This window comes from Pedobacter sp. B4419 (genome assembly GCF_059693725.1).
Genome location: NZ_JCASSL010000002.1, coordinates 252,970 through 274,240, shown reverse-complemented (window position 1 = coordinate 274,240; position 21,271 = coordinate 252,970). Strand labels below are relative to the sequence as shown.

The window sequence follows — 21,271 nt, the reverse complement described above, 5'->3', positions numbered from 1 at the left end:
ATATAGCTCTATTGTGCTTATTTTTTTAAGAATTTGAAGTCTTTGCCGATGAAACGAGCAGCAGATCCCAATTCTTCCTCAATACGTAGCAATTGGTTGTATTTTGCGATCCTATCAGAGCGTGAAGCAGAACCGGTTTTGATTTGGCCACAGTTTAATGCAACTGCTAAATCTGCAATGGTCACATCTTCGGTCTCGCCACTACGGTGACTCATTACTGAGGTATAGCCACTGTTTTGTGCCAAGCTTACTGCATTGATGGTTTCGGTTAAAGAACCAATTTGGTTTACTTTTACCAAAATTGAGTTAGCTGTGTGAGTATCAATACCTTTTTGTAGACGTTTAACATTGGTTACGAACAAGTCGTCACCTACCAATTGAACCCTATCGCCAATTTTTTCGGTCAATAGTTTCCAGCCGTCCCAATCGTTTTCGTCCATACCATCTTCAATAGAAATGATCGGATATTTAGTAGCCAATTGAGCTAGGTATTCTGCTTGTTCTGCGCTAGTACGGATAGCACCTTTATCACCTTCGAACTTGGTATAATCGTATTTTCCATCTTTGTAGAATTCAGAAGCTGCACAGTCAAAAGCCAAGAAAATATCAACACCTGGTTTGTAACCTGCTTTTTCGATCGCTTTCAATACAGTTTCCACTGCATCTTCGGTGCCATCGAAAGTAGGAGCGAAGCCACCTTCATCACCCACTGCTGTAGATAGACCTCTATCGTGCAAAATTGCTTTGAGGTTATGGAATACTTCGGTTCCCCAACGCAAAGCCTCAGAGAATGATGATGCGCCAACTGGCATGATCATAAATTCCTGGAAAGCGATAGGCGCATCAGAGTGCGAACCGCCGTTGATGATGTTCATCATTGGTATAGGTAGCGTATTGGCATTAACACCACCAATGTAGCGATACAAAGGTTGTCTGCTTTCTTGAGCAGCCGCTTTAGCTACAGCCAAAGAAACGCCAAGAATTGCATTTGCACCTAAATTTCCTTTGTTTTCAGTGCCATCTAGGTCAATCATCAACTGATCGATCAGGTTTTGTTCAAAAACATCAACACCTTGTAAGGCTTTGGCAATTTTAGTATTTACGTTCTCAACAGCCTTCAATACGCCTTTGCCCATGTAGGTTTTCTTATCGCCATCACGAAGTTCAACAGCTTCGTATTGGCCGGTGCTAGCTCCAGACGGAACTGCTGCACGACCCATTTGGCCATTTTCTGTAATTACTTCAACTTCAATTGTCGGATTTCCTCTCGAATCGAGGATCTGCCTTGCATGGACATCAATTATTAAACTCATTTTATTTTTGATTTGATTAAAAAATGCCCTTAGTGTAAAACATACAATTAGGTAGGGCGTATCCAAAGTTAAAATAATTTTTAAACTATCAGAATGTATCCGTTTATTTTTTAGCTGATTTGTGCTTATTTGTTTGAAAATGAGTTTTTTGGATGCGGAAAACTGTCTCAATAAAAAAGCCAACAATTGTGCAAACAATCCTTGGCCTCATTGAGAAACTGTTTAAAAATGACATAAAAATCTATGGTTTATAAGGTGGGTGGGATACCCATCTAGCGAGTGCTAGTGGGCGGTGGGAACACCGCCCATTTGATAGCTCATAGAAATTTAAACTATTTATGATAATAACTTTACACTCTTGTTGATGTTCTTCACTCACAAGCAAAGAAGATTTGATCATGTTCGTTGGTGAAGAACGCTAACGATAGCAATCTAAAAAAAGAAGCTGATTTAGTCCATTTTTGCTTTGGCTTCCATCCAATAAACTAATTCCTTGATAAAGATACTGGCGCGCTTATCTGTACCTTCTTTATCGGCCGGCTCGCCATTTTCGTTAAAGGTTTTATCTATGGTAGGCACGGGGAACATAGCTGGCACGACCAAAGCGCCTATTTTCCATAAGCTGAATTGCAGCGAAGTAATGACCTGAGAACCTGCGAAAGCGCCTGCCGAAACGGTGGCGATGCCAATGGGTTTGCGCTTCCACTCTGCATATAAAAGATCAATTACGTTTTTTAAGCTGGCGGGATAGCCTCCATTGTACTCTGGAGTTACGATGATCATGCCTTCTGCTTCGCTAACCTGTTTGGCAAAGCTCAGCATCGCCTCAGAAGGATCGGAAATAAAACGTAAACGTTCTTCAAAAATGGGGAAATTATACTCGTTGAGGTCGATAAGGTTAACTTCCGCTAACTGATGAGCTTCCAAGTAATTCTTAAAATATAGGGCTACTCGGTGACTGCTTCGACCGTTTCTTACACTGGCAGAAAGAATGGATATTTTTTTCATTCCCTAAGATAAGGGTTTGATGGAAGATGTAAAAGGGGAAATGGAAGATGGGGCAGTTTTGTCGGAGGTTGGTCGGGATGTGCCATCTCGACCCAAGTAAGGCTTTGTATTCAACATTAACCTATGAAAGCTTGTAAACGGATTGCAAATCCGTAGTTAGCAAAGTCGGGAAAGCATTTCCCGACTAACATATTGGCCTGTTGGTGAAGAACACCAACAAGGGCAATGAATTAATTTGTCATCCAGAACGCAGAGAAGGAGCTATTCTCGAGAAAGATTCCTCGTTGCACTCTGAATGAACCTGGCTAATGATTAATCAACCAATGAACTAATTTTTACTCCCACTTAAAGGTTTTCACTGCTACGGCGTAGATTCCGACACCCCAAATGAGCATGATCAAAATCTGGTGTTTTACGTCCCAAAGTCCAGCGCCTTCAAAGGCAACTTTTCGCATGGCATCGTTCAAATAGGTGAGTGGCAAAGCCCTACTGATCGGTTGCAGCCAACTTGGAAATGCGTCGATGGAAAAGAAAGTACCCGAAAGCAAGAATTGAGGCAGGGTGATGATATTGGAAATCGGCGGAATAGTGCTTTCGCTTTTGGCCAAACCTGAAACTACGAATCCAAAACCCATAAATATAACTACACCAATGAAGGAGAGGATCAGCATATTGAAGACTGTTAAAGCGCCATTGATGAGCGTAAAGTTAAAGGCAAAATGGCCAATCAGGATAATAAACAAGGCACCTAACAGAGCAAAGCCGATCCTAGCAATACCTTCGCCCAATACAATGCTCGAACGCCTAACCGGTGTAGCGAAGAAACGTTTGATCACCAAGTTTTGACGAAGACTGAAAAATACGAATGCCGTACCAAATACACCGGTACTCAATAGCGAGAAACCCAATTGTCCAGGCAGTATAAAATCGATGGTGCGATACAAACGGCCTTCTACCGTAGTTGCCCTGATCTCGGTTACCGTGGGCTTCATGTTTTGCGTATTCAGCTTGTAGGAAAGCTCGTTAAGGATCGAACGTAAAATATTGCCCTTGTCCATAGAAGCCGATGTATATTTGACATTGGTGATATACGCAGGTAAACCTTGCGGGTTTTTCTGTACGCTGATGAGCGCATCGTAATCGCCTTTTTCAAGTTTTTTATTGATGTCGTTGGCATCGTCATTGTTGGCCAGCCTAATGATATTGATGTTCTTCAATGCGCCAACAATTGGGTTTTGCAAATCGGAACCCGGGGCGATGGCCACATCCAATTTGGTGCCGCTTCCGCCTAAGAAACCGAAAATCAAAATAAAGATCAATGGAAACGCCAAGGTAAATACCACAGCAGATGGGCTACGCATAATCGACCTGAAACTGGCTTTGGCCAAGGCTAAGGTAGCTTTTGTATGATTGTATGTTTTTGACATTTTACGTTGTTAAAGTTGAAATGTTGTAAGGTTGAAACGTTATTGTTTAAATTGCTATATTGTTAACCACCTGTCCCTTGGGCACCCCTCCGCAGAAGGGAAATGGTTAATGATGTCTGGTTTTAGACTTTAAACTTTGTACTTTAAACTTGTACAAAGACTAATCTTCGCGCCACTCTTTTCCCGTTAGGTTAATGAATACGTCTTCTAGGTTGGCTTTTTTTACTTCTTTTTTGCGCTCAAAACCACTTGCAACCAGGTTGTCTATCAATTGGTCAGGCGTGTCGAGTGCGATGATCTGGCCGTTTTCTACAAAGGCAACGCGATCACACAGCTGTTCGGCTTCGTCCATATAGTGCGTGGTAATAACTACCGTAGTACCATTATTCCTGATTTCGGTAATCAAATCCCAAAGGTTTCTACGGGCTTGTGGATCGAGGCCAGTAGTTGGTTCGTCTAAAAAGATAATTTTAGGCGAATTGATAAGAGTAGTCGCAATGGAAAAGCGTTGTTTTTGTCCGCCAGATAAAGCTTTGTACTTGGCTTTGGCCTTATCTTGCAGGTTTACTTTTTCCAGCATTTCCATCGGCTTGATTTCTGCATCGTATAAGCCAGAAAAAAGCTCAAGCAGTTCTACCAGGTTGAGGTTGGGATAATAACCAGCTGCCTGTAGCTGTACGCCAATGATGCTTTTGATGGCATTTGGATCAGTATCTACCGAAAAACCATCCACCACTACCTCACCAGAAGTTTTTTTGCGCAGGGTTTCGATAATTTCCAGCGTAGTGGTCTTTCCGGCACCATTTGGACCTAACAAACCAAATATCTCGTTTTCGTAAACTTCAAAGCTCAGCCCTTTTACGGCCTTGAAATCGTCATAGTTTTTGACCAGGTCTTTTACGCTGATCATGACATTTTTATTTTCCACTGCTATTAATTTGTTTGGTTATCGTCTGGATTGTAGCGGTATCTGATACCTTCCATTCAATAAATGTAAGAAGCTTTAGATGAATTGAAAATGAATTTTATCCGAATGGTAGCAAAACGCCGACAAAATGACGTTTTTAACAGGTAAAGCCTCCTTTACTTCAGCCGAAACGAAGGTGGGGAGGCTTTATGATGCTTTAAATGCTATGTAAAAAGGGTATTACCAAGAAAGCTGGCCCTTTACCATTTGTACAAAATCATCGAACAAGTAGCGAGAATCGTGCGGACCAGGTGAAGATTCGGGGTGATATTGCACAGAGAATGCTTTCTTGTCTTTTACGCGGATACCTTCGATCGAATTGTCGTTCAGGTTCACGTGGGTGATTTCTACTTTATCCGATTTTTTAACTTCGTCTGGAATAACGCCGAAACCATGGTTCTGCGAAGTTACCTCACAATGGTTTTTGATAATATTTTTAACCGGATGGTTCAAGCCACGGTGGCCATTGAACATTTTCATCGTTCCAATGCCATTTGCTTCTGCCAACAACTGGTGGCCTAAACAAATGCCGAACATTGGTTTGTTGGCTTCTAAAATGGCTTTAACTGTTTCGATGGCATAAGGCATAGCCGCAGGATCGCCAGGGCCGTTAGAAATAAAGTAGCCGTTCGCACCCCATTTGTCCATTTCTTCGAAAGTGGTTTTTGCAGGGTAAACTTTTACGTAAATATCTCTATCGTCGAAATTGCGAAGAATGTTTTTCTTGATGCCAAGGTCTAAGGCCGCGATTTTGTAGGTAGCCTCAGGATTGCCATAGTAATAAGGCTCTTTGGTTGATACCTGTGAGGAAAGCTCCAAGCCATCCATTGAAGGTACGGCTTCCAGTCTTTTTTTCAGTTCCTGCAAATCGGTGATTTCAGAAGAAATAATGGCGTTCATCGCACCTTTATTGCGGATGTGGCGAACCAGTGCACGCGTGTCTACTTCAGAGATACCTACAATGTTTTCGTTTTGAAAATTGTCTTGGATAGATTCTGAAGCCTCTTTTCTGCTGTATAAAATGTTGTAGTTCTTGCAAACCAAGCCCGCTATTTTGATAGAACCAGATTCTATCTCGTCTCTGTGCATACCATAATTGCCGATGTGGGCATTGGTGGTTACCATAATCTGACCAAAATAAGAAGGATCTGTGAATACTTCCTGATAGCCGGTCATGCCCGTGTTAAAGCAGATCTCGCCAGTGGTGGTCCCGATTTTACCTGCCGCCTTGCCATAAAAAACGGTGCCATCGGCCAATAACAAAATTGCAGGTAACTTGGTGTAGTTAGTCATTTGAATTACAATAAGAATTAGTGGTGAAAAAAGATAAAAAAGAATGGATTTCTTTAACGGTTATGCCGTTTTTGAAGGAAGGCAAAGAAGTCTGACTGAATTCATTCATTTCAGGATACAAAGGTACAGTTTTCGCCAGCTTTTTTCAAGAGATTTTGTCAGTTTTTTGAGATATTTTATCCATTGGGTTTTTGCGGCTTTTTCGAGAGCTAGCTGCATAATGTAAGGATGGTGTGATATAACTCATAAAAAGCAATAAAAAAGAGATATCTCGGCTATAAAACCTAATTTTGTTTAACAAAACAAAAAACATGTCTGTAAACAAAGAAATTAAGCGCGTAACTACGCACATCTTGCAAGAGATGAAGCAACGTGGCGAGAAAATCGCAATGTTGACCGCTTACGATTATTCGATGGCTACCATTTTAGATGATGCTGGCCTGGATGTTTTATTGGTTGGAGATTCGGCTTCGAATGTAATGGCCGGACACGAAACGACCCTGCCTATTACCTTAGATCAGATGATTTATCATGCACAGAGCGTAGTGCGTGGTGCCAGTCGTTCTTTTGTAGTGGTCGATTTACCTTTTGGTTCTTATCAGGGCAATTCAAAAGAGGCCTTAAACTCGGCTATCCGGATTATGAAGGAATCAGGCGCACATGGCGTAAAGCTGGAAGGTGGGGCTGAAGTTGCCGAGTCGATACAAAGGATCATTACCGCAGGCATTCCCGTGATGGGCCATTTGGGACTTACCCCACAGTCGATCTATAAATTCGGTACTTATACCGTAAGGGCTAAGGATGAAGAGGAAGCGAATAAGTTGAAGACAGATATTTTGGCTTTGCAGGAAGCAGGCTGTTTTGCCGTAGTGCTCGAAAAAATTCCGGCAAAATTAGCAAAAGAAGTGACGAAAAGCCTGATCATTCCAACCATTGGCATTGGTGCTGGACCAGATTGCGATGGACAGGTATTAGTAATCAACGATATGATTGGATTGACCAAGGGCTTTAAGCCAAGGTTTTTGCGTCAATATGTGAATTTGTACGAGGGAATTAAAGATGCCGCACAAGCTTATATCAAAGATGTGAAAGCAGTTGATTTCCCGAACGAGAAGGAACAGTATTAACCCCAAAGCCCTAAAGTGGGTTTTAAACTTGGGAATAAAATAACTTAAATCATAATGCCCCTTTAGGGGTTTGGGGTATGCCAATAAACGAATCAGATATTTTATACGAAGACAACCATTTAATTGCCGTTAACAAACGTGCTGGCGATATTGTGCAGGTTGACGAAACCGGCGATGAGCCTTTGGACGAGCAGGTTAAAAAGTACATTGCCAAAAAGTACAATAAGCCTAATGGCGCTTTTTTAGGCGTGGTTCACCGTTTAGATCGGCCAGTAAGCGGAGTTATTCTGTTTGCCAAAACCAGTAAGGCACTCGAAAGGATGAATGCCGTTTTCAAGAACCGCGAAGTACGCAAAACCTATTTTGCCGTGGTACGCAACAAGCCTGCACGCCCCGAGGGTAATCTGGTTCATTGGTTGATTAAAAATCCACAGAAAAATTTGGTTACGGCTTACAATAAAGAAGTGCCAAATAGCCAGCGCTCCGAATTGGATTATAAATTATTGGCAGAAGTGGGTGGGTACTATCTTTTGCAGGTCAATCCATTAACTGGCCGCTCGCACCAGATCAGGGTACAATTGTCTACGATGGATTGTCCGATAGTTGGCGATAACAAATATGGCTATCCCCGTGGAAGCAGAAAAGGAAGCATCTGTCTGCATGCCAGAAAATTAGAGTTTATCCACCCTGTGCAGAAAGAACCTGTTTCTATCTTTGCCAAATTGCCGGTTGATGGTTTTTGGGAGAGATTCGAACAGTTTTAAACTCAGTCTTTCAGCTTCAGGTTTTTCCAGGTCTCTATGGCCCAATCTATATCAGCTGGTTCATCAAAGTAGAAAACCGCTTGCAGTACTTCATTGTCAATAAGGTTGAAGGTGTAGATGACATCATAGTTTTTATCCGCATCAGATTCTTTGATCTGGTAGCCCACTCTGGCAACACTATCATCAGAATAATCGAAAGTCTTAACCGTCTTGGCTATCGATTGATCCCGGGTTAATCCGACCTGCTCATAAAACTGCTTCAACTGCGGTTGTGATTGTCCCTCTTCGCGCCAAATATTCAATCTTACAGACTTATCACCCGTGGTATAAAGCAAAGAACCGCTTTCTTCAACATGGCGCTCAAATAAGTTATTGATGTCGATTGTCCAAGCCTCAGTGAGCTTGTGTTTGACCATGAAATCATCATTTAGCGGATAATCGCTCACCCTATACCAGTCTGAATGCTCAGTTTCGCGTTCATACACCGAACCCACGCCTTTGAGCAGTACCGGGGCTAAAGTAGGATCGATTTTTAACAGGGTAGAAGGATTACAAATGATAATGTTTTTCGGGTCGTCGGTATAAGCTTCGCTTTCAGATCCACAAAATATTCTCCAGCCACTGTCTTCTTTACGGGTGCTTTTTTCCCGATACATGAAACGAGGTTTGCTGTTCTCATCAAAGATCATTTTAGAAACCAATAATCCTCCTATAGGTGGGAAATTTTCAAAGTTTTTGTCCATAAAATAAAATATACCGGACTAAAATAATCATAAATTTTAATGGCAATCGGTTTTGTCAAAAATTATCGGCTGGCCAAATCGTAGGCTATCCAGATTTTTGAAGATCATTTTGCCGTCCTTTTCAACTACATCGCCAAAGCCTTCCAGCATCTGATCTCCTTTTTTTAAGAAAGCAACCTGTCTCACCGATTCCCTGCCCTCTGAACTGAAGGTATAATCGGCCACAAGGGTATCGCCACGCATTTCGCCTTTGATGATTCCTTTGTTGCTGTCTTTTTCGGCAAACCTGTAACTGAGCTCGCCGGTGGTTATTTTTCCACTGGTCATGAAACTCAGCTTGGCGGTATCCCTGTTTTTGATGTATTGAAAACAGTGCTGTGCCGTAGCACTTACTATATTCGTATCGAGGGTTGGGGTATCTGTTTCACCCTGTTCAGATTTGTTGCTCTGGCAGGCCGTGAATAGGGCAATTGCCGAAGTAAGCAAGACGATAAAATACTTTTTCATGATTGGAGTTGAATGATCAGCTTTTTTAACAAACCAGACCCACAGAATGTTTGTAAATAGAAAGCCCCACTCAAAGGCGGGGCTAACTAAATCAATCATATACAAATATGAAATCCTTTACCAAACATAAGTGCCTACTGCGCCTGCCGGCAGGGTAGTAGTTACGAGTTTGCCATTATGCTTGATGTTAAAAGTTTGTTCTGAATTGGCATTGTTGCAAACGATCAGTACTTTTTTGCCGTCTACGTTTTTAAATGCCACATTGGCTAAAGTGCCGTTTTGGGTAGACGCAATTCGGCTAGAACCTGGTCTTACAAATTTTGAGGCATGACCGATCACATAATAAGCTACATTTCTGCTTACGTCTGAGCCGCCAATCGTAAGCGCACCTAAACAGGTTGTACAACCTCCGTTTGGCGTGTGTGGATTGTAATTTGGATCTGCGGCTAGGTTCCATTCCAATACATTGCGGCTCCAGTTGCGGGTGGCACCAACAATCAAAGTTGAAACATGCCATTTAAGGTCGTTGCCGAAATTACCCGGACCACCAACCCATTGCTCGGTAAAATAGACGTGCTTATCAGGATATGCATTGTGTACATCGGTTAAGGCAGAAATGTTACCCCCATACAAGTGGAAGGCAGAACCGTCAACATAAGGATTGGCTTCTGTGTCGGCCAAAATAGTTAAAGGATAATCAGGACGATCGGCATTGTGATCATAAACAATGATTTTAGTGGCAAGGCCGGCAGTTCTAAAAGCAGGGCCTAAGGCCGATTTGATAAAAATAGCCTGGTCTTTAGCCTCCATGTACATGCTTGGCGTATTGCCCGGGTGCAAAGGCTCATTTTGGATGGTGATGGCATCAATGGTGATGCCCTGCGCCTTCATTGCTTGGATGTATTTTACAAAATAGGTAGCATATGACTGGTAATATTCGGGTTTTAAGCTTCCGCCTTTGTAGGCATTATTGGTTTTCATCCAGGTTGGAGCTGTCCAAGGCGAGCCCAGAATTTTGATGTTAGGATTGATAGCCAAGATTTTCTTCAGAATAGGCACTAAATCGGTCATTTCGGCTGAGATGGAAAAATTATCCTGGTTTACATCAGTTTGTCCGGCAGGTCTTTCATTGTAGGTAAATACATTCGCACTTAAATCAGAGGCGCCAATGCTTACGCGCAAATAACTTACACCTATGCCTCCGTCTTCGGCAGAAAACAATTCTTTAAGCAAGGCATCTTTGTTTGCAGCAGGCAGGTTGTTGATCAAGGTAGCGCTGCCCCCGGTTAGTGTATAGCCAAAGCCATCGATGCCTTGAAAAACTTGTGCATCATCTACTTCGATAGTAGTATTGGAATTGCTGGCAGTACTAAAGTTGAGCGCTACGTTCTGCTTTTCCAATAAAGCGGTCCTATCGCCTTTGGTTAGCCAAAAAGCCACATCACTGGCTACGGGATTGGTAGTTGGCGGTGGACCAGACGTATCTGTTTTAGGCGTTTTAGTGCCTTTTTTGCAGGCACATGAAATCAGTACAACAGTTAGGGTGGCAACGGCTAGGGATGAAAGTTTCTTGAAGTTCATAATTTAAGGAATATAGTTGAATTTGATTTTTTGATCGGCTAACTGGATAAGAAATTCGCCAGGTTCGGTTACTTTTTTAAGCTCAGCGTTTACATAGGCGATATCTTCAGGTTTGATGCTGAACTTTACGGTTTTGCTTTCTCCGGGTTGCAGTTCAATCTTGTCGAAGCCTCTTAAACGTTTAATATCTGGACTGATATCGCTGGCCAATAAATCGGAGATGAAAAGCAACACACTTTCTTTTCCGGCTACTTTGCCAGTATTGCTTACGTTTACGCTAATGGTTAAGGTCTGTCCTTTTTTAAGCGTTGCACTGCTTAGTTTTAAGCCATCGTATTTGAATGTGGTATAGCTCAAGCCGTGGCCAAATACGTATTGCGGATTGTAATCGGCATCGTAGTTATAAACCCCTTCTGTAGTTTCCCTTGCTTCTGAGGGTTTATGATAGTAGGTAAATAAGGCGTTCGGGAATTGCGGATAGGTGTAAGGCAGTCTGCCCGATGGGTTCACATCGCCGTAAAGGATATCCGCCAATGCATCCCCACCAAAATTGCCAGGTAAATAGGTTTGCACAATGGCGCTCATCTTTTTCTCGAATCTGCTGATGATGCGTGGCCTGCCTTCGTTCAATACCAGAATAACGGTTTTACCTGTCGAGGTCAGTTTTTGCGCCAGTTCTGTTTGCAGGTCTGAGAGGTATAAATCGCTCAAATTGCCAGGAGTTTCGGTATAAGAGTTTTCGCCTAGGCAAAGTACAATGGCATCTGCATTTTTGGCGGCCGAAATTGCTTCGTCCATCTTATCGGCATATTCTTCAAAATACTTGCCGTCCATTTTGTAGCTCACCCCTGGAACATAAGTTACATTGGCTTTGCCGATCTTGTTTTGGAGGGCTTCTAAAATGGTGTGGTACTGGCCGGCAAAGTCTTCTACCTTTTCGCCTTGCCAAGAGTAAGTCCAGGCACCGTTTAAGGTTCTCATCGAATTGGCATTTGGGCCAACCAATAAGATTTTCGACGATTTGTTTAATGGCAATGCATTATTGTTGTTCTTTAGCAAGGTAATTGATTCTGCTGCGGTGTTTTGGGCCGCCTGTTCAAACTCCTTGCTTCCAAATTTTGGATAGTCTTTGATGTTTGTGGTTGGCTTGTTGAATAGATCCAGCTCATATTTTACACGTAAAATCCTTCTTACGGCATCGTCAATGCGGGCTTGCTTTACTTTTCCTTCTTTTACCAAAGCAATTAAGTCGTCGCAGAAAGGCTCATAGTTGTAAGCAATCATCGACATGTCTATGCCTGCATTTATAGCAATCATTACCGCTTCTTTGTTGTCTTTGGCAATGTGGTCTCTTTTGTAAAGGTTTTCGATATCGCCCCAATCGGTAACCACTAAACCCTGAAAGCCCAATTCTTCTTTTAAAAGTTTGGTTAATATTTTATAGCTCGAATGTACCGGGACTCCGTTGATGAGGCCCGAATTGATCATGATGGTTTTAGCTCCGGCGTCTATGGCAGCCTTGAACGGAGGCAAATGATATTCCCTTAAAGCCTGATCTGAAATAATTGCTGGCGTTCTGTCTTTTCCAGAAATAGGAACCTGATAGCCCAAAAAGTGTTTGATCGAGGCCGCTACCTTAAATGGATTGCCAATATTATTATCGGTGCCTTGGTAGCCATAAATCATTTGTTTGCCCAGTTCGGAGATGAGGTACGGATCTTCTCCAAAGCTTTCCCACTGACGAGGAAAACGAGGATCGGCACCCAAATCCAATAGGGGAGAAAATGCCCATGGAATAGAACTGGCCCTGGTTTCATAGGCCGTAATTTCGGCACCTTTTAAAACAAGTGCCCTGTTAAAAGTGGCAGCTTGGCCAATTTGTTGCGGAAACATGGTTGCCCCAGCGGTATAGGTTTCGCCGTGGATGGCATCAATGCCATAAAGAACAGGAATGGCATTCTTGGTTTTCATGGCCACCTGCTGTATTTTGCTGATCACCTCCAACCAATGTTGCGGTGTTCTGGCTCTATTGTTAGAAGCGTTGAGTACAGATCCAAGTTTGTATTGTACCAATGCTTTTTCCATGGCTTTTTCATCGAGGCTAAAAGGTTCGTCGCTGGTGTAGCGATCTTTTCCTTTGCCAATTACATCTAAAGTAATTTGAGCCATTTGGCCAACTTTTTCTTCTAATGTCATTTTGGCCAAAAGTGCATTTACCTTTTGGTCGATAGGAGAGGGTTTAGGTTTTTGCTGTGCCGAAATTTGCACGCAGATTAAAGTAAGCAGTAGCGAAATGCTAAAGTTTTTTAGGTTCATATGTGTGTATTTGGAATGATTTGGAGCTCTAAAATAGGAGGAATATCGATTTAAACTAGCCCTTGGCTATGGTTGCTTTTGGACATTTGGAGCTTGGAAAAACTGAGGCCAAAACATTAATACGCTTTATTCACAAGCTATTTTTGACTATTTATTTGGTTGGCTGATCAAAAATCAAATTTTGTGCTAAGCCATGGATTTATTTTTGATACGCTTCGGTACCAAAGCTTTGTTGTGTAAAAATGCAGGGATAAAAATGAATTATTTTTTACCCCTGCAGGTATTTTTATTTCACATTAGGATTTCTGTCGATTTCTGCCTGCGGAATTGGGAAGTAAAGCTTAGCTGGAGTTACGTTGTAATTCAAGTTTATGCCACTACCGGTTTTTTGTGCATTCATTACCGTAATGGCACGATTGGTACGTAATAAATCGAACCAGCGGTGGCCTTCAAAAGCCAATTCCAACCGGCGTTCTTTCTCAATGGCCAAACGCATGCTTGCCTGGTCTGCTGCCGGAGTACCGCCCAAACTTACACGGTTCCTAATCTGGTCGACAATGGTTTTCGAAGAAGTCCAGCCAGATGCCGATGCTTCGTTCTGTGCCTCAGCTTTGAGCAATAAGATATCTGCCAACCTGATGATATAGCTATCGCTTTTATCATCGGCCCTGTATTTGTTGATGTACGGATAATTGGCTTTGCTCCAATAATCGTCGCTCCATCCTTCTGATGAGGCATTGTTGAATTTAATGCTCGAGTTTTTGCGAATGATATCACCTTCGTCATCAAAAGCTTTAACCAGATCGTTGGTTGGTGTACAGAATCTTTTCCAACCGGTACCTACAATAACGCTTGGCATCCAGTTGCCATGCAGGCCACCCCAACCATCGTATTGCATTTCCCAAATGGCTTCGCTGTTGTTTTTGTTGTTCGAATCGAATAAGCCATCGTAATTGCCAAACAGAGAATAGCCACTGGCAATGGTTGCATCGCAATACTGAAGCACCTTGGTCCAGTCTGGAGTAGGTTTTGAAGCATAAACTTTTGCCAGAAGTGCATTGGCTACCCCTTTTGTAATGATACCTTTATTGGCCGAGCTTGCTTTTGCATTGGCTACGGCATATTCCAAGTCTTTGATGATTTGGGTATAAATTGCATCAACGCTGGCTTTTGCAGGCTGCATTTCGCTCAAGTTGGCTGGTGTTTTGAGCACTAATGGCGCCGGACCAAATAAACGAACCAAGTTAAAATACATGTAGGCTCTCAAGGCACTGGCTTCGGCCAAAATTTCGTTTCGGCGGTTGCCCACATCAAGTGCTGCATCTTTAATGTTCGGAACATTTTCCAATACTTCATTGGCGTTTTTAATGTCCGAATAAAGCGCACCCCAATCTCTGCCCACATTACCATTGGTAGAGGTGGCCTCGAACAAATCGATTTGGATGTTGGCCTGGTTATCGCCGCCTGCATAGGCATTATCGGCAGTTACATCACCATTGATCATGTAATCCCAAATATGGTAGTCGTTGTACATGCCATCATAGGCCCCTTGCAAGAGCTTTTCAGCTGCTTCCTTATTTACAAATGCAACTTCTGCCGGAACTTGGTTAATAGGAGTTTTATCCAAGAAATCTTTTTTGCAGCCACTTTGAATAGTGAGTGCCAATGTGCCTGCTGCGAGTAATGAATATATCTTTGTTTTCATCTGTTTTTTCTTTAAAATCCAATATTAACACCAAATAAGAACGTACGCGATTGTGGATAGGTTCCATAATCAACCCCCATTGAAGGTCCGTTTGCACCATACTGGTTTACCTCTGGGTCAAATCCGCTATATTTTGTGAAGGTTAACAAGTTGTAACCTGTTGCAAATACATTGATCTTGCTCATTTTTAAACGACCCAAGGCTGCTTTGCCAAAACTGTAGGAAAGGGTAGCACTTTTTAATCGGAGGTAAGACCCGTCTTCAACAAAGCGGCTCGAGGTTTTGGTGTTGTCAGAGTTTTTAACCGCCTTTGGAATATCGGTCACTTGACCTACGGTAGTCCATCTTCTCAGTACGGCAGCAGATTGGTTTTTAGAATCGTTTAAGCTTTCTAAGTCGATGCGAGAAGCATTAAACAAATCGTTGCCCTGTACGCCTTGGAAGAAGAAAGAGAAGCCGAAATTGCCAAATGTCATACTGTTGTTAATGCCATAGGTGAATTTAGGCTGAGCAGAACCGATGAAGGTACGGTCGTTGGCATCTATGGTTTTGTTGCCATCTAAATCTGCATAAACGATCATCCCAGTAGCAGGATCTACACCTTTTGATACATAGCCGTAAAAACTGCCCAAAGGTTTACCTTCTACAATTCTAACCGCTGCATCACGCTCGTAAATGCCACCAAAATCCAATGATTTAGTCGTGATCCCCAAGCTGGTCACTTCGTTGCGGTTTAACGAGAAGTTGAGATCGGTATTCCAGGTAAACTTGTTTTTTACAAAGTTTTTGGTCGATAACACGAATTCGAAGCCTTTATTCTGCATCGAACCTACGTTAAGCGCCTGTGCGCCCAAACCTGATGATGGTGGCAATTGTACGCTTACCAAAAGGTCGGTTGTTTTCTTGATATAGGCATCGGCAGTAAAAGTTAAACGGCTATTGAACATGGTTAAATCTAAACCCACGTTGGTTTGTGTGGTTTTTTCCCAGGTCAGGTTGTCATTTGCAGGTTGCGATAAGCTGATACCACCCTGTGCGTTGATCTGGTACAATTTCATGTAGGCATAATCGCCAATACCCTCGTCGTTACCCACTTGGCCCCAACTTCCCCTTAATTTAAGGTCGTTAACGATCTTGCTGTCTTTCATGAAGTTTTCTCCAGAAATCCTCCAGCCTGCAGAAACAGAAGGGAAGTAGCCAAACCTGTTACCTTTTTTGAAACGAGAAGAACCATCGGCCCTAAAATTTGAAGAAAGCAGGTATTTGCCGTCGTATGAGTAAGAAATACGGCCCAAATAAGATTGTTTAGACCATTGTGCCCTCGATTCTGGTGGTGTTAAAGCAACGGCAGTTCCGTTTGGCAACAATGCATTGGTTACCGGATCTGTAAATTTGGTGATTTCGTAATTGCTGTATCTCCAATCAGATTCCTGAATGGTGTAACCGGCAGTTGCCGAGAAATCATGCTTGCCTACTTTTTTCACATAGCTGAGCAGGTTTTCGTTGAGCCATACATTGTCGTTGGTTCGGTTATTCCTAAACAGCCCTTTTTGGGTCCGGCCATAATCTGTAGAATAGGGGTCTATGAAATAGCTGTAGTAGTTTTTATTCACGTTCGTGCTGATCGTCGACCTGAACGAAAGGTCTTGCGTAAATTTAACTTCCGCTCCGAAAGCACCAATAAACCTTAAATTCCTATTGGCATTTTTGGCTGCAAAAGCATTGGCGATTGGATTTTCCCAGCCACCTGCATTGGGGTTTCCGGCATAAGAGCCATTAGGCAGGTAAATGCCGATATTAGGCGGCGTGGTTAATGCCGATAAAATTGTTCCGCCTCTGGCTACACCGGCGTTATCACTCACATCGATCGATTTTCCTGAAGTCAATGCGGCATTAGCCGTTAGTTTCAGCCATTTGGTGAGGCTTTGCGAACCGTTAAAGTTAAAGGTATAACGATCTAATTTCGCAGGTGCCACCACGCCTTTGTCTTGTTGATAGCCCGATGAAAAATAGTATTGTCCGCCTTTTACACCACCAGATAAGGAAACCTGATAGTTGTTTTGAGTGCCTGTGCCAAAAGTCAAATCTTGCCAATCGGTATTGGCCGTTCCAGTAGTTACGTAGCCACCCAATTCGTTTAACAGGGCCACATATTGATCTTTGTTCAGTACATCTTGGGTTTGCCATAAATTAGAAAAGCCTGTAAAAGCATTAAAGCCAACGCTCAATTTGCCTTCCTTGCCTTTCTTGGTCGTAATCAAAACCACTCCATTTGCACCGCTCGAACCATAAATGGCAGCAGCAGAAGCATCCTTTAAAATGGTCATGCTTTCTACATCGGTCGGATTGATGAAACTGGCATCTCTCGAAGTTACCCCATCAATCACATATAAAGGACTGTTGGAGGCAGTGATCGAGGTATTACCACGAATGCTTACCGCAATGCCGGCACCCGGCTTGCCCGATTGTGAAGTAACCTGAACACCTGCGGCCTTACCCTGAATGGCTTGCAAGGCATTGGTTACGGGTTGGTTTTCGATGTCTTTTGATGAAATGGCAACCACTGCAGTAGTCAAATCCTTTTTCACCTGTGTACCATAACCTACAACTACCACCTCGTTCAATTGGTTGTTGTCGTCTGATAAGGAAACATTGATTTGGGTTCTGTTGTTTACCGCTTCTTCTATGGTTTTAAAACCGATAAAGGAAAAGGTAAGGGTAGCATTTGCAGGAGCTTTTAAAACAAAGGTTCCCTCGGTAGAGGTCGAAGCCCCCAAATTGGTACCCTTTACTTTAACTGATACTCCAGGTATAGGCAGGCCTTGCTGATCTTTCACCAAGCCATTAATAGTAATGTCTTGTGCCATAGCGAAACCTATACCATAAAAAAGAAACACAATAAATAGCGTAAATTTTCTTCTCATGATTTTTTGGTTAGTTACATTTTTAATTAGTTGGTTAAAGTTAAGGCCATTTTTAGCCTATTTGCAAGAAAAAACCAATAAATATTTTTTGTAAATATCTGATATTTAGATAGTTATATTAAAAATGATACGCTATAATACCCCTAAAAACTAAAACGATTTAAGCTGATTTACAGCGCTTAAACTCTGTTTGTTTGAGTTGCACAGTACTCTACATGATACGCTTGGGTACCCTTACGGTTTTTAATCGAGAACTAACAGGCTCCAGCCGTTTTTGTTGGCTTTTTTGAGCTGTGATTTTCGTTCTTCCATTACAGCTTTGATCTTTGAACCAAAGGTCCAGCAGGTGCTTTGCCTAATGTTGAGCAGTTCGGATAGTTTGTGGGAAGAGATTTTTCCCTTAGATGAATAGATTAAAAAGACCATATAGAAGGCTTTGTTAATCGGAATACGGGTATTGTGGAAAATGGTATAGGTGGTTACCGATTCTTCATAGGCACAGCGGCTGCATCGGCGACTATCGGCAATGTGCCCATGATAGTAATGGGTATTCTTGCATTTTCTGCAGGTATAGCCGTTTTTCCATTTCATGTTGGCCAAAAAGGCATTGCAGCTTTCTTTGTCGGGGTAGATTTTGCTGAACTCCTCAAAGTCTACATCTGCGGACATCACGCGGTCCCGCGTTACCTTTTCTATGTTTACCTGCAACTCTTGATTGTCTTGGGCCAACAGCACATTCATTCTCGAAATTTCTTCGGCCTGCTGCTTCAATTGGTCATTGGCTTTCGACAATTCCTCATTTTGGGCTTCTATGATAATCGATTTGTGAAAAACCTCTTTGGTACGTTCCTGTACCTGTTTTTCCAATTCGAGATTGAGGGTGTCTTTCAGTTTTACGTTAACAGCCATCTGCTGGATGATCTGCCTTTGCGCCTTGTCTTTTTTCTTTTTAAGGATGCGCACCTTATCGCCTATGGCGAAGGAAAGGAAAATCATTTCAAGCACAAAGCAGAAACTTAAGCTGTAATAGGTGATAATGCCGAAATTGAGCCATTCGATGCCCAACATGATCAGGAATTTGAGGACAAAGCCAAAGAACAGAAAGCTGTAGCCCAATACGAAAAAACGGGCAGGCTGATAGCCTCGCCTAAAAATATAGATACCCGTAAAAAAGGCGATGGCCAAAGGAATAAACTCTAAAAACTTATAGCTGAAAAGCCTTTGGTCTATAAAAAGACAATAAAAGAAGAAGGCGCTCCGGCCTATAATCACCCAAAGTATAAGCTTGTTTAAACGTGGGGCTTTGGCCTTTACAAAAAGCAGTTCTTTGGTAAAGAAGAGCGCAAAAATGCTGGTTCCATACAAGAAAAAAGCATAGGCAATCTGGTTCCAATTTGGCGAATTGGGCCAGATGTACTGATAGGCGATGCCGTCTGAGCTCATCTCAAAAAAGCCAACGCTCAAGTTGTAGAGTACGTAATACAGGTATTGCTTTTGCCTAATGGCGATAAACATGATCAGGTTATAGAAGCTGAAAACGAGGATCATGCCATAAAAAATGCCGAAATAGAAATACTCGTCCAAGGCATAGCCGATAAAAAAGTCTACCGATCTGAGTACGATAATTACATCAGAAATTTGGGAAGAACGGATCTTAAAATAATAAATCTGCTCCTTATTGGTCTCATTGGTGAGGTTGAGTTCAAAGTTTTTATGACGGAGCTGGCGCTGTTCAAAATCCAGACGATCGCCCAGTTGTTTGATTTCATAGCTGCCATTGCTTTTGGGCATATAGGCCGTAATGTGATCGATCGTTTGATCAAAAAACTCCAAGAGGAATTTCTTTTTTGCTGCGGTATTATGTTTGATTTTGATTCTAAACCAGTAACTCGTATTCAGCTCTTTGGTTTGTGGGGTGCTGGTGCTGCTGGGCTCAAATTTTTTGGCAAAAGCCGTACTGCTGATCTGTTCGAAGGTAAAGTTATTTTCAGGATCCTTCAACAATTCGATTTCTCCCAAATTAAAGATGTGCTGTTCTACATCATCGCGAACCGTAACACTTTGTTGTGCGCCTGCCCTTTGAAAACATAAAATACCAAACAGAAAAAGTAAGAACGTATTTTTTAAATTCAAAAACGACCTGATCATTGAATGGGATAGAGATTAGCAATTGACAAATGTACAATAAAGCTTTTAAATCAGCTTTCCGTTCATCACGATATCCCTATTGGGAATGCTTATGAAGCAGATCGGATTAATTACGGTTAAAATAATAATATAACTCAGTTTTGTTTTTTAAGTCCCAGGTAATGTTCTCTTGTTGGTTTTTCAAATTTCTCTATTGCATTGCGTAAGGTAATCCTGGGCATGATGGAGGCATACTGATCTAGAAAGGTGCACAACCTTTTAAGGTCTTTGTCGCCTGCAAAACGCAACATCCAGCCGGTAGCCTTATTAACCAAATCTTCTTTGTCATGCAATAACAGTTCTGCAATTTGATAAGTATCGTTCAGGTCGTTTTTCCTGATGAAATAGCAGGTGCTTAAAATAGCGGTTCTTCTTTCCCAAAGATTTTCAGACTTGGCCAATTCGTATAAAATATTCCGTGGCTGATCAAATAGATAGAGACCAGTCATGTACAAACAGCCTAGATCTACCAAATCCCAATTATTGATGCGGTCGTGTCGCCTCATGTAAAGTTGAAAGAATGCTGCTAGGCGTTCAGTGTTGATTTTTTTTCTGGACGCTTTATCCATAATGCTCACTGCTCCGGCCCGTGCTTCATGAATCGGACTTTCGAGCAATAGCTCAATTTCTTTAATGGGCATTTCGGCAAAGGCTTTGGCCAGTTCGAATACCTGCCCCATTTTTACGCCAATAAACTCATCGCCGTAGCCATACTCGCCTGCTTCAGCTTTGAAATAACGTTGAATTTTTTTCCGTTCTTCGTCAGATTGATGGCTTTTCAGCTGTTCGATAAAAGCCTGTGCACTCAGTTCATCAGTCGGCTTCTTCGTCATATCTTCTTTCGTCTAGAAATTCATCCGTAAAATGTTGTCTGTGCTTTGGCTGTGCAAATTTAGCTGCATTAAAACTAGCCGAATTGCCTTTCGGGATCGAAAGCGACTGCCAATGGCCATTGCAAAGCATCTTGCCCAAAAACACAATTTGTCCTACGTGGTAAGGATAATGTGCCAACTGCCTGTTGATGGCTTCCATTACAGTATGGCCTTGGTTGCGGATAAAGATCTCCCGACTTAAATCGGCTTCGCTTAATGGGTCGATGGCATTGAAAAGGCATTGCCAACCTTCGTTCCACTTGCTGAGGAGCTCTTTCCGATCCCTGATGTCGTTTACAAACTCGGCGTCACGGTTGCGGTCGGGCTTTTCCCCGTCAGTGGTCAAGAAATCGGTCCACCTGGAGCGCATATTGCCCCATAAATGTTTAACAATAATGGCGATGCTATTGCTGTCCTCGTTGTATTGCCAAAACAATTGGGCTTCGGTCAGCCGTTCGAATGTTTTGTCGCCCAAAAGCTTATAATATTCGAACTGTTTTTTAACACTTTCTAAATAACCTTCCATTAGACTTGATT

Annotated in this window: 16 protein-coding genes; 2 read left to right on the top strand and 14 right to left on the bottom strand. The window is 42.3% G+C overall.

Annotation, left to right across the window (positions count from 1 at the left end):
- Positions 1-17: 17 nt before the first annotated feature.
- From eno to carA, 5 genes are all read right to left on the bottom strand, one after another.
- Positions 18-1,313 carry a phosphopyruvate hydratase gene (gene eno / locus AC570H_RS12865; protein ID WP_497355413.1) on the bottom strand — a complete coding sequence of 432 codons (1,296 nt, stop codon included), beginning with the start codon at positions 1,311-1,313 and terminating at the stop codon, positions 18-20.
- A gap of 450 nt (positions 1,314-1,763) precedes the next feature.
- Positions 1,764-2,321, bottom strand: coding sequence for an NADPH-dependent FMN reductase (locus tag AC570H_RS12860; protein ID WP_497355411.1), 558 nt, complete (start codon positions 2,319-2,321; stop codon positions 1,764-1,766).
- A gap of 335 nt (positions 2,322-2,656) precedes the next feature.
- Positions 2,657-3,748, bottom strand: coding sequence for an ABC transporter permease (locus AC570H_RS12855; protein WP_497355409.1), 1,092 nt, complete (start codon positions 3,746-3,748; stop codon positions 2,657-2,659).
- Positions 3,749-3,908: 160 nt separating this feature from the next.
- Positions 3,909-4,676, bottom strand: a complete 768-nt coding sequence (locus AC570H_RS12850; RefSeq protein ID WP_497355407.1) for an ABC transporter ATP-binding protein — start codon at positions 4,674-4,676, stop codon at positions 3,909-3,911.
- 219 nt (positions 4,677-4,895) lie between these two features.
- Positions 4,896-6,008 (bottom strand): glutamine-hydrolyzing carbamoyl-phosphate synthase small subunit, encoded by a 1,113-nt coding sequence (gene carA, locus AC570H_RS12845; protein WP_497355405.1) that lies wholly within the window; start codon positions 6,006-6,008, stop codon positions 4,896-4,898.
- Between the two features lie 311 nt (positions 6,009-6,319).
- Between carA and panB the strand changes: the two genes are divergently transcribed.
- On the top strand, positions 6,320-7,135 hold the full coding sequence (panB, locus tag AC570H_RS12840; protein WP_497355403.1) for a 3-methyl-2-oxobutanoate hydroxymethyltransferase: 816 nt from the start codon (positions 6,320-6,322) through the stop codon (positions 7,133-7,135).
- Between the two features lie 77 nt (positions 7,136-7,212).
- On the top strand, positions 7,213-7,899 hold the full coding sequence (locus AC570H_RS12835) for an RluA family pseudouridine synthase (RefSeq protein ID WP_497355401.1): 687 nt from the start codon (positions 7,213-7,215) through the stop codon (positions 7,897-7,899).
- 2 nt (positions 7,900-7,901) lie between these two features.
- Here AC570H_RS12835 and AC570H_RS12830 read toward each other — a convergent pair whose 3' ends face one another.
- From AC570H_RS12830 to AC570H_RS12790, 9 genes are all read right to left on the bottom strand, one after another.
- Entirely contained in the window at positions 7,902-8,642 is a 741-nt protein-coding gene (locus AC570H_RS12830; protein ID WP_497355399.1) for a DUF2185 domain-containing protein, read from the bottom strand.
- A 36-nt stretch (positions 8,643-8,678) separates the two neighbouring features.
- Positions 8,679-9,149 carry a hypothetical protein gene (locus AC570H_RS12825; RefSeq protein ID WP_497355397.1) on the bottom strand — a complete coding sequence of 157 codons (471 nt, stop codon included), beginning with the start codon at positions 9,147-9,149 and terminating at the stop codon, positions 8,679-8,681.
- A gap of 117 nt (positions 9,150-9,266) precedes the next feature.
- Positions 9,267-10,730, bottom strand: coding sequence for a glycoside hydrolase family 30 protein (locus AC570H_RS12820; protein WP_497355395.1), 1,464 nt, complete (start codon positions 10,728-10,730; stop codon positions 9,267-9,269).
- Positions 10,731-10,733: 3 nt separating this feature from the next.
- On the bottom strand, positions 10,734-13,046 hold the full coding sequence (locus tag AC570H_RS12815) for a glycoside hydrolase family 3 N-terminal domain-containing protein (RefSeq protein ID WP_497355393.1): 2,313 nt from the start codon (positions 13,044-13,046) through the stop codon (positions 10,734-10,736).
- Positions 13,047-13,332: 286 nt separating this feature from the next.
- Positions 13,333-14,751 carry a RagB/SusD family nutrient uptake outer membrane protein gene (locus AC570H_RS12810; RefSeq protein WP_497355391.1) on the bottom strand — a complete coding sequence of 473 codons (1,419 nt, stop codon included), beginning with the start codon at positions 14,749-14,751 and terminating at the stop codon, positions 13,333-13,335.
- A gap of 11 nt (positions 14,752-14,762) precedes the next feature.
- On the bottom strand, positions 14,763-17,675 hold the full coding sequence (locus AC570H_RS12805; protein WP_497355389.1) for a SusC/RagA family TonB-linked outer membrane protein: 2,913 nt from the start codon (positions 17,673-17,675) through the stop codon (positions 14,763-14,765).
- Between the two features lie 243 nt (positions 17,676-17,918).
- Complete coding sequence (locus AC570H_RS12800; protein ID WP_497355387.1) at positions 17,919-19,823, bottom strand: 7TM diverse intracellular signaling domain-containing protein; 1,905 nt, start codon at positions 19,821-19,823, stop codon at positions 17,919-17,921.
- 134 nt (positions 19,824-19,957) lie between these two features.
- Positions 19,958-20,695, bottom strand: coding sequence for a DNA alkylation repair protein (locus AC570H_RS12795; RefSeq protein ID WP_497355385.1), 738 nt, complete (start codon positions 20,693-20,695; stop codon positions 19,958-19,960).
- Positions 20,676-21,260 carry a DUF1572 domain-containing protein gene (locus AC570H_RS12790; protein WP_497355383.1) on the bottom strand — a complete coding sequence of 195 codons (585 nt, stop codon included), beginning with the start codon at positions 21,258-21,260 and terminating at the stop codon, positions 20,676-20,678. The genes AC570H_RS12795 and AC570H_RS12790 overlap by 20 nt, the downstream gene beginning before the upstream one ends.
- Between the last annotated feature and the right edge of the window lie 11 nt (positions 21,261-21,271).

Bases quoted from the DNA above. Each gene is read 5' to 3' on its own strand.
- eno (WP_497355413.1), bottom strand. From the start codon at position 1,313: ATGAGTTTAATAATTGATGTCCATGCAAGGCAGATCCTCGATTCGAGA.
- AC570H_RS12860 (WP_497355411.1), bottom strand. From the start codon at position 2,321: ATGAAAAAAATATCCATTCTTTCTGCCAGTGTAAGAAACGGTCGAAGC.
- AC570H_RS12855 (WP_497355409.1), bottom strand. From the start codon at position 3,748: ATGTCAAAAACATACAATCATACAAAAGCTACCTTAGCCTTGGCCAAA.
- carA (WP_497355405.1), bottom strand. From the start codon at position 6,008: ATGACTAACTACACCAAGTTACCTGCAATTTTGTTATTGGCCGATGGC.
- panB (WP_497355403.1), top strand. From the start codon at position 6,320: ATGTCTGTAAACAAAGAAATTAAGCGCGTAACTACGCACATCTTGCAA.
- AC570H_RS12835 (WP_497355401.1), top strand. From the start codon at position 7,213: ATGCCAATAAACGAATCAGATATTTTATACGAAGACAACCATTTAATT.
- AC570H_RS12830 (WP_497355399.1), bottom strand. From the start codon at position 8,642: ATGGACAAAAACTTTGAAAATTTCCCACCTATAGGAGGATTATTGGTT.
- AC570H_RS12825 (WP_497355397.1), bottom strand. From the start codon at position 9,149: ATGAAAAAGTATTTTATCGTCTTGCTTACTTCGGCAATTGCCCTATTC.
- AC570H_RS12820 (WP_497355395.1), bottom strand. From the start codon at position 10,730: ATGAACTTCAAGAAACTTTCATCCCTAGCCGTTGCCACCCTAACTGTT.
- AC570H_RS12815 (WP_497355393.1), bottom strand. From the start codon at position 13,046: ATGAACCTAAAAAACTTTAGCATTTCGCTACTGCTTACTTTAATCTGC.
- AC570H_RS12810 (WP_497355391.1), bottom strand. From the start codon at position 14,751: ATGAAAACAAAGATATATTCATTACTCGCAGCAGGCACATTGGCACTC.
- AC570H_RS12805 (WP_497355389.1), bottom strand. From the start codon at position 17,675: ATGAGAAGAAAATTTACGCTATTTATTGTGTTTCTTTTTTATGGTATA.
- AC570H_RS12800 (WP_497355387.1), bottom strand. From the start codon at position 19,823: ATGATCAGGTCGTTTTTGAATTTAAAAAATACGTTCTTACTTTTTCTG.
- AC570H_RS12795 (WP_497355385.1), bottom strand. From the start codon at position 20,695: ATGACGAAGAAGCCGACTGATGAACTGAGTGCACAGGCTTTTATCGAA.
- AC570H_RS12790 (WP_497355383.1), bottom strand. From the start codon at position 21,260: ATGGAAGGTTATTTAGAAAGTGTTAAAAAACAGTTCGAATATTATAAG.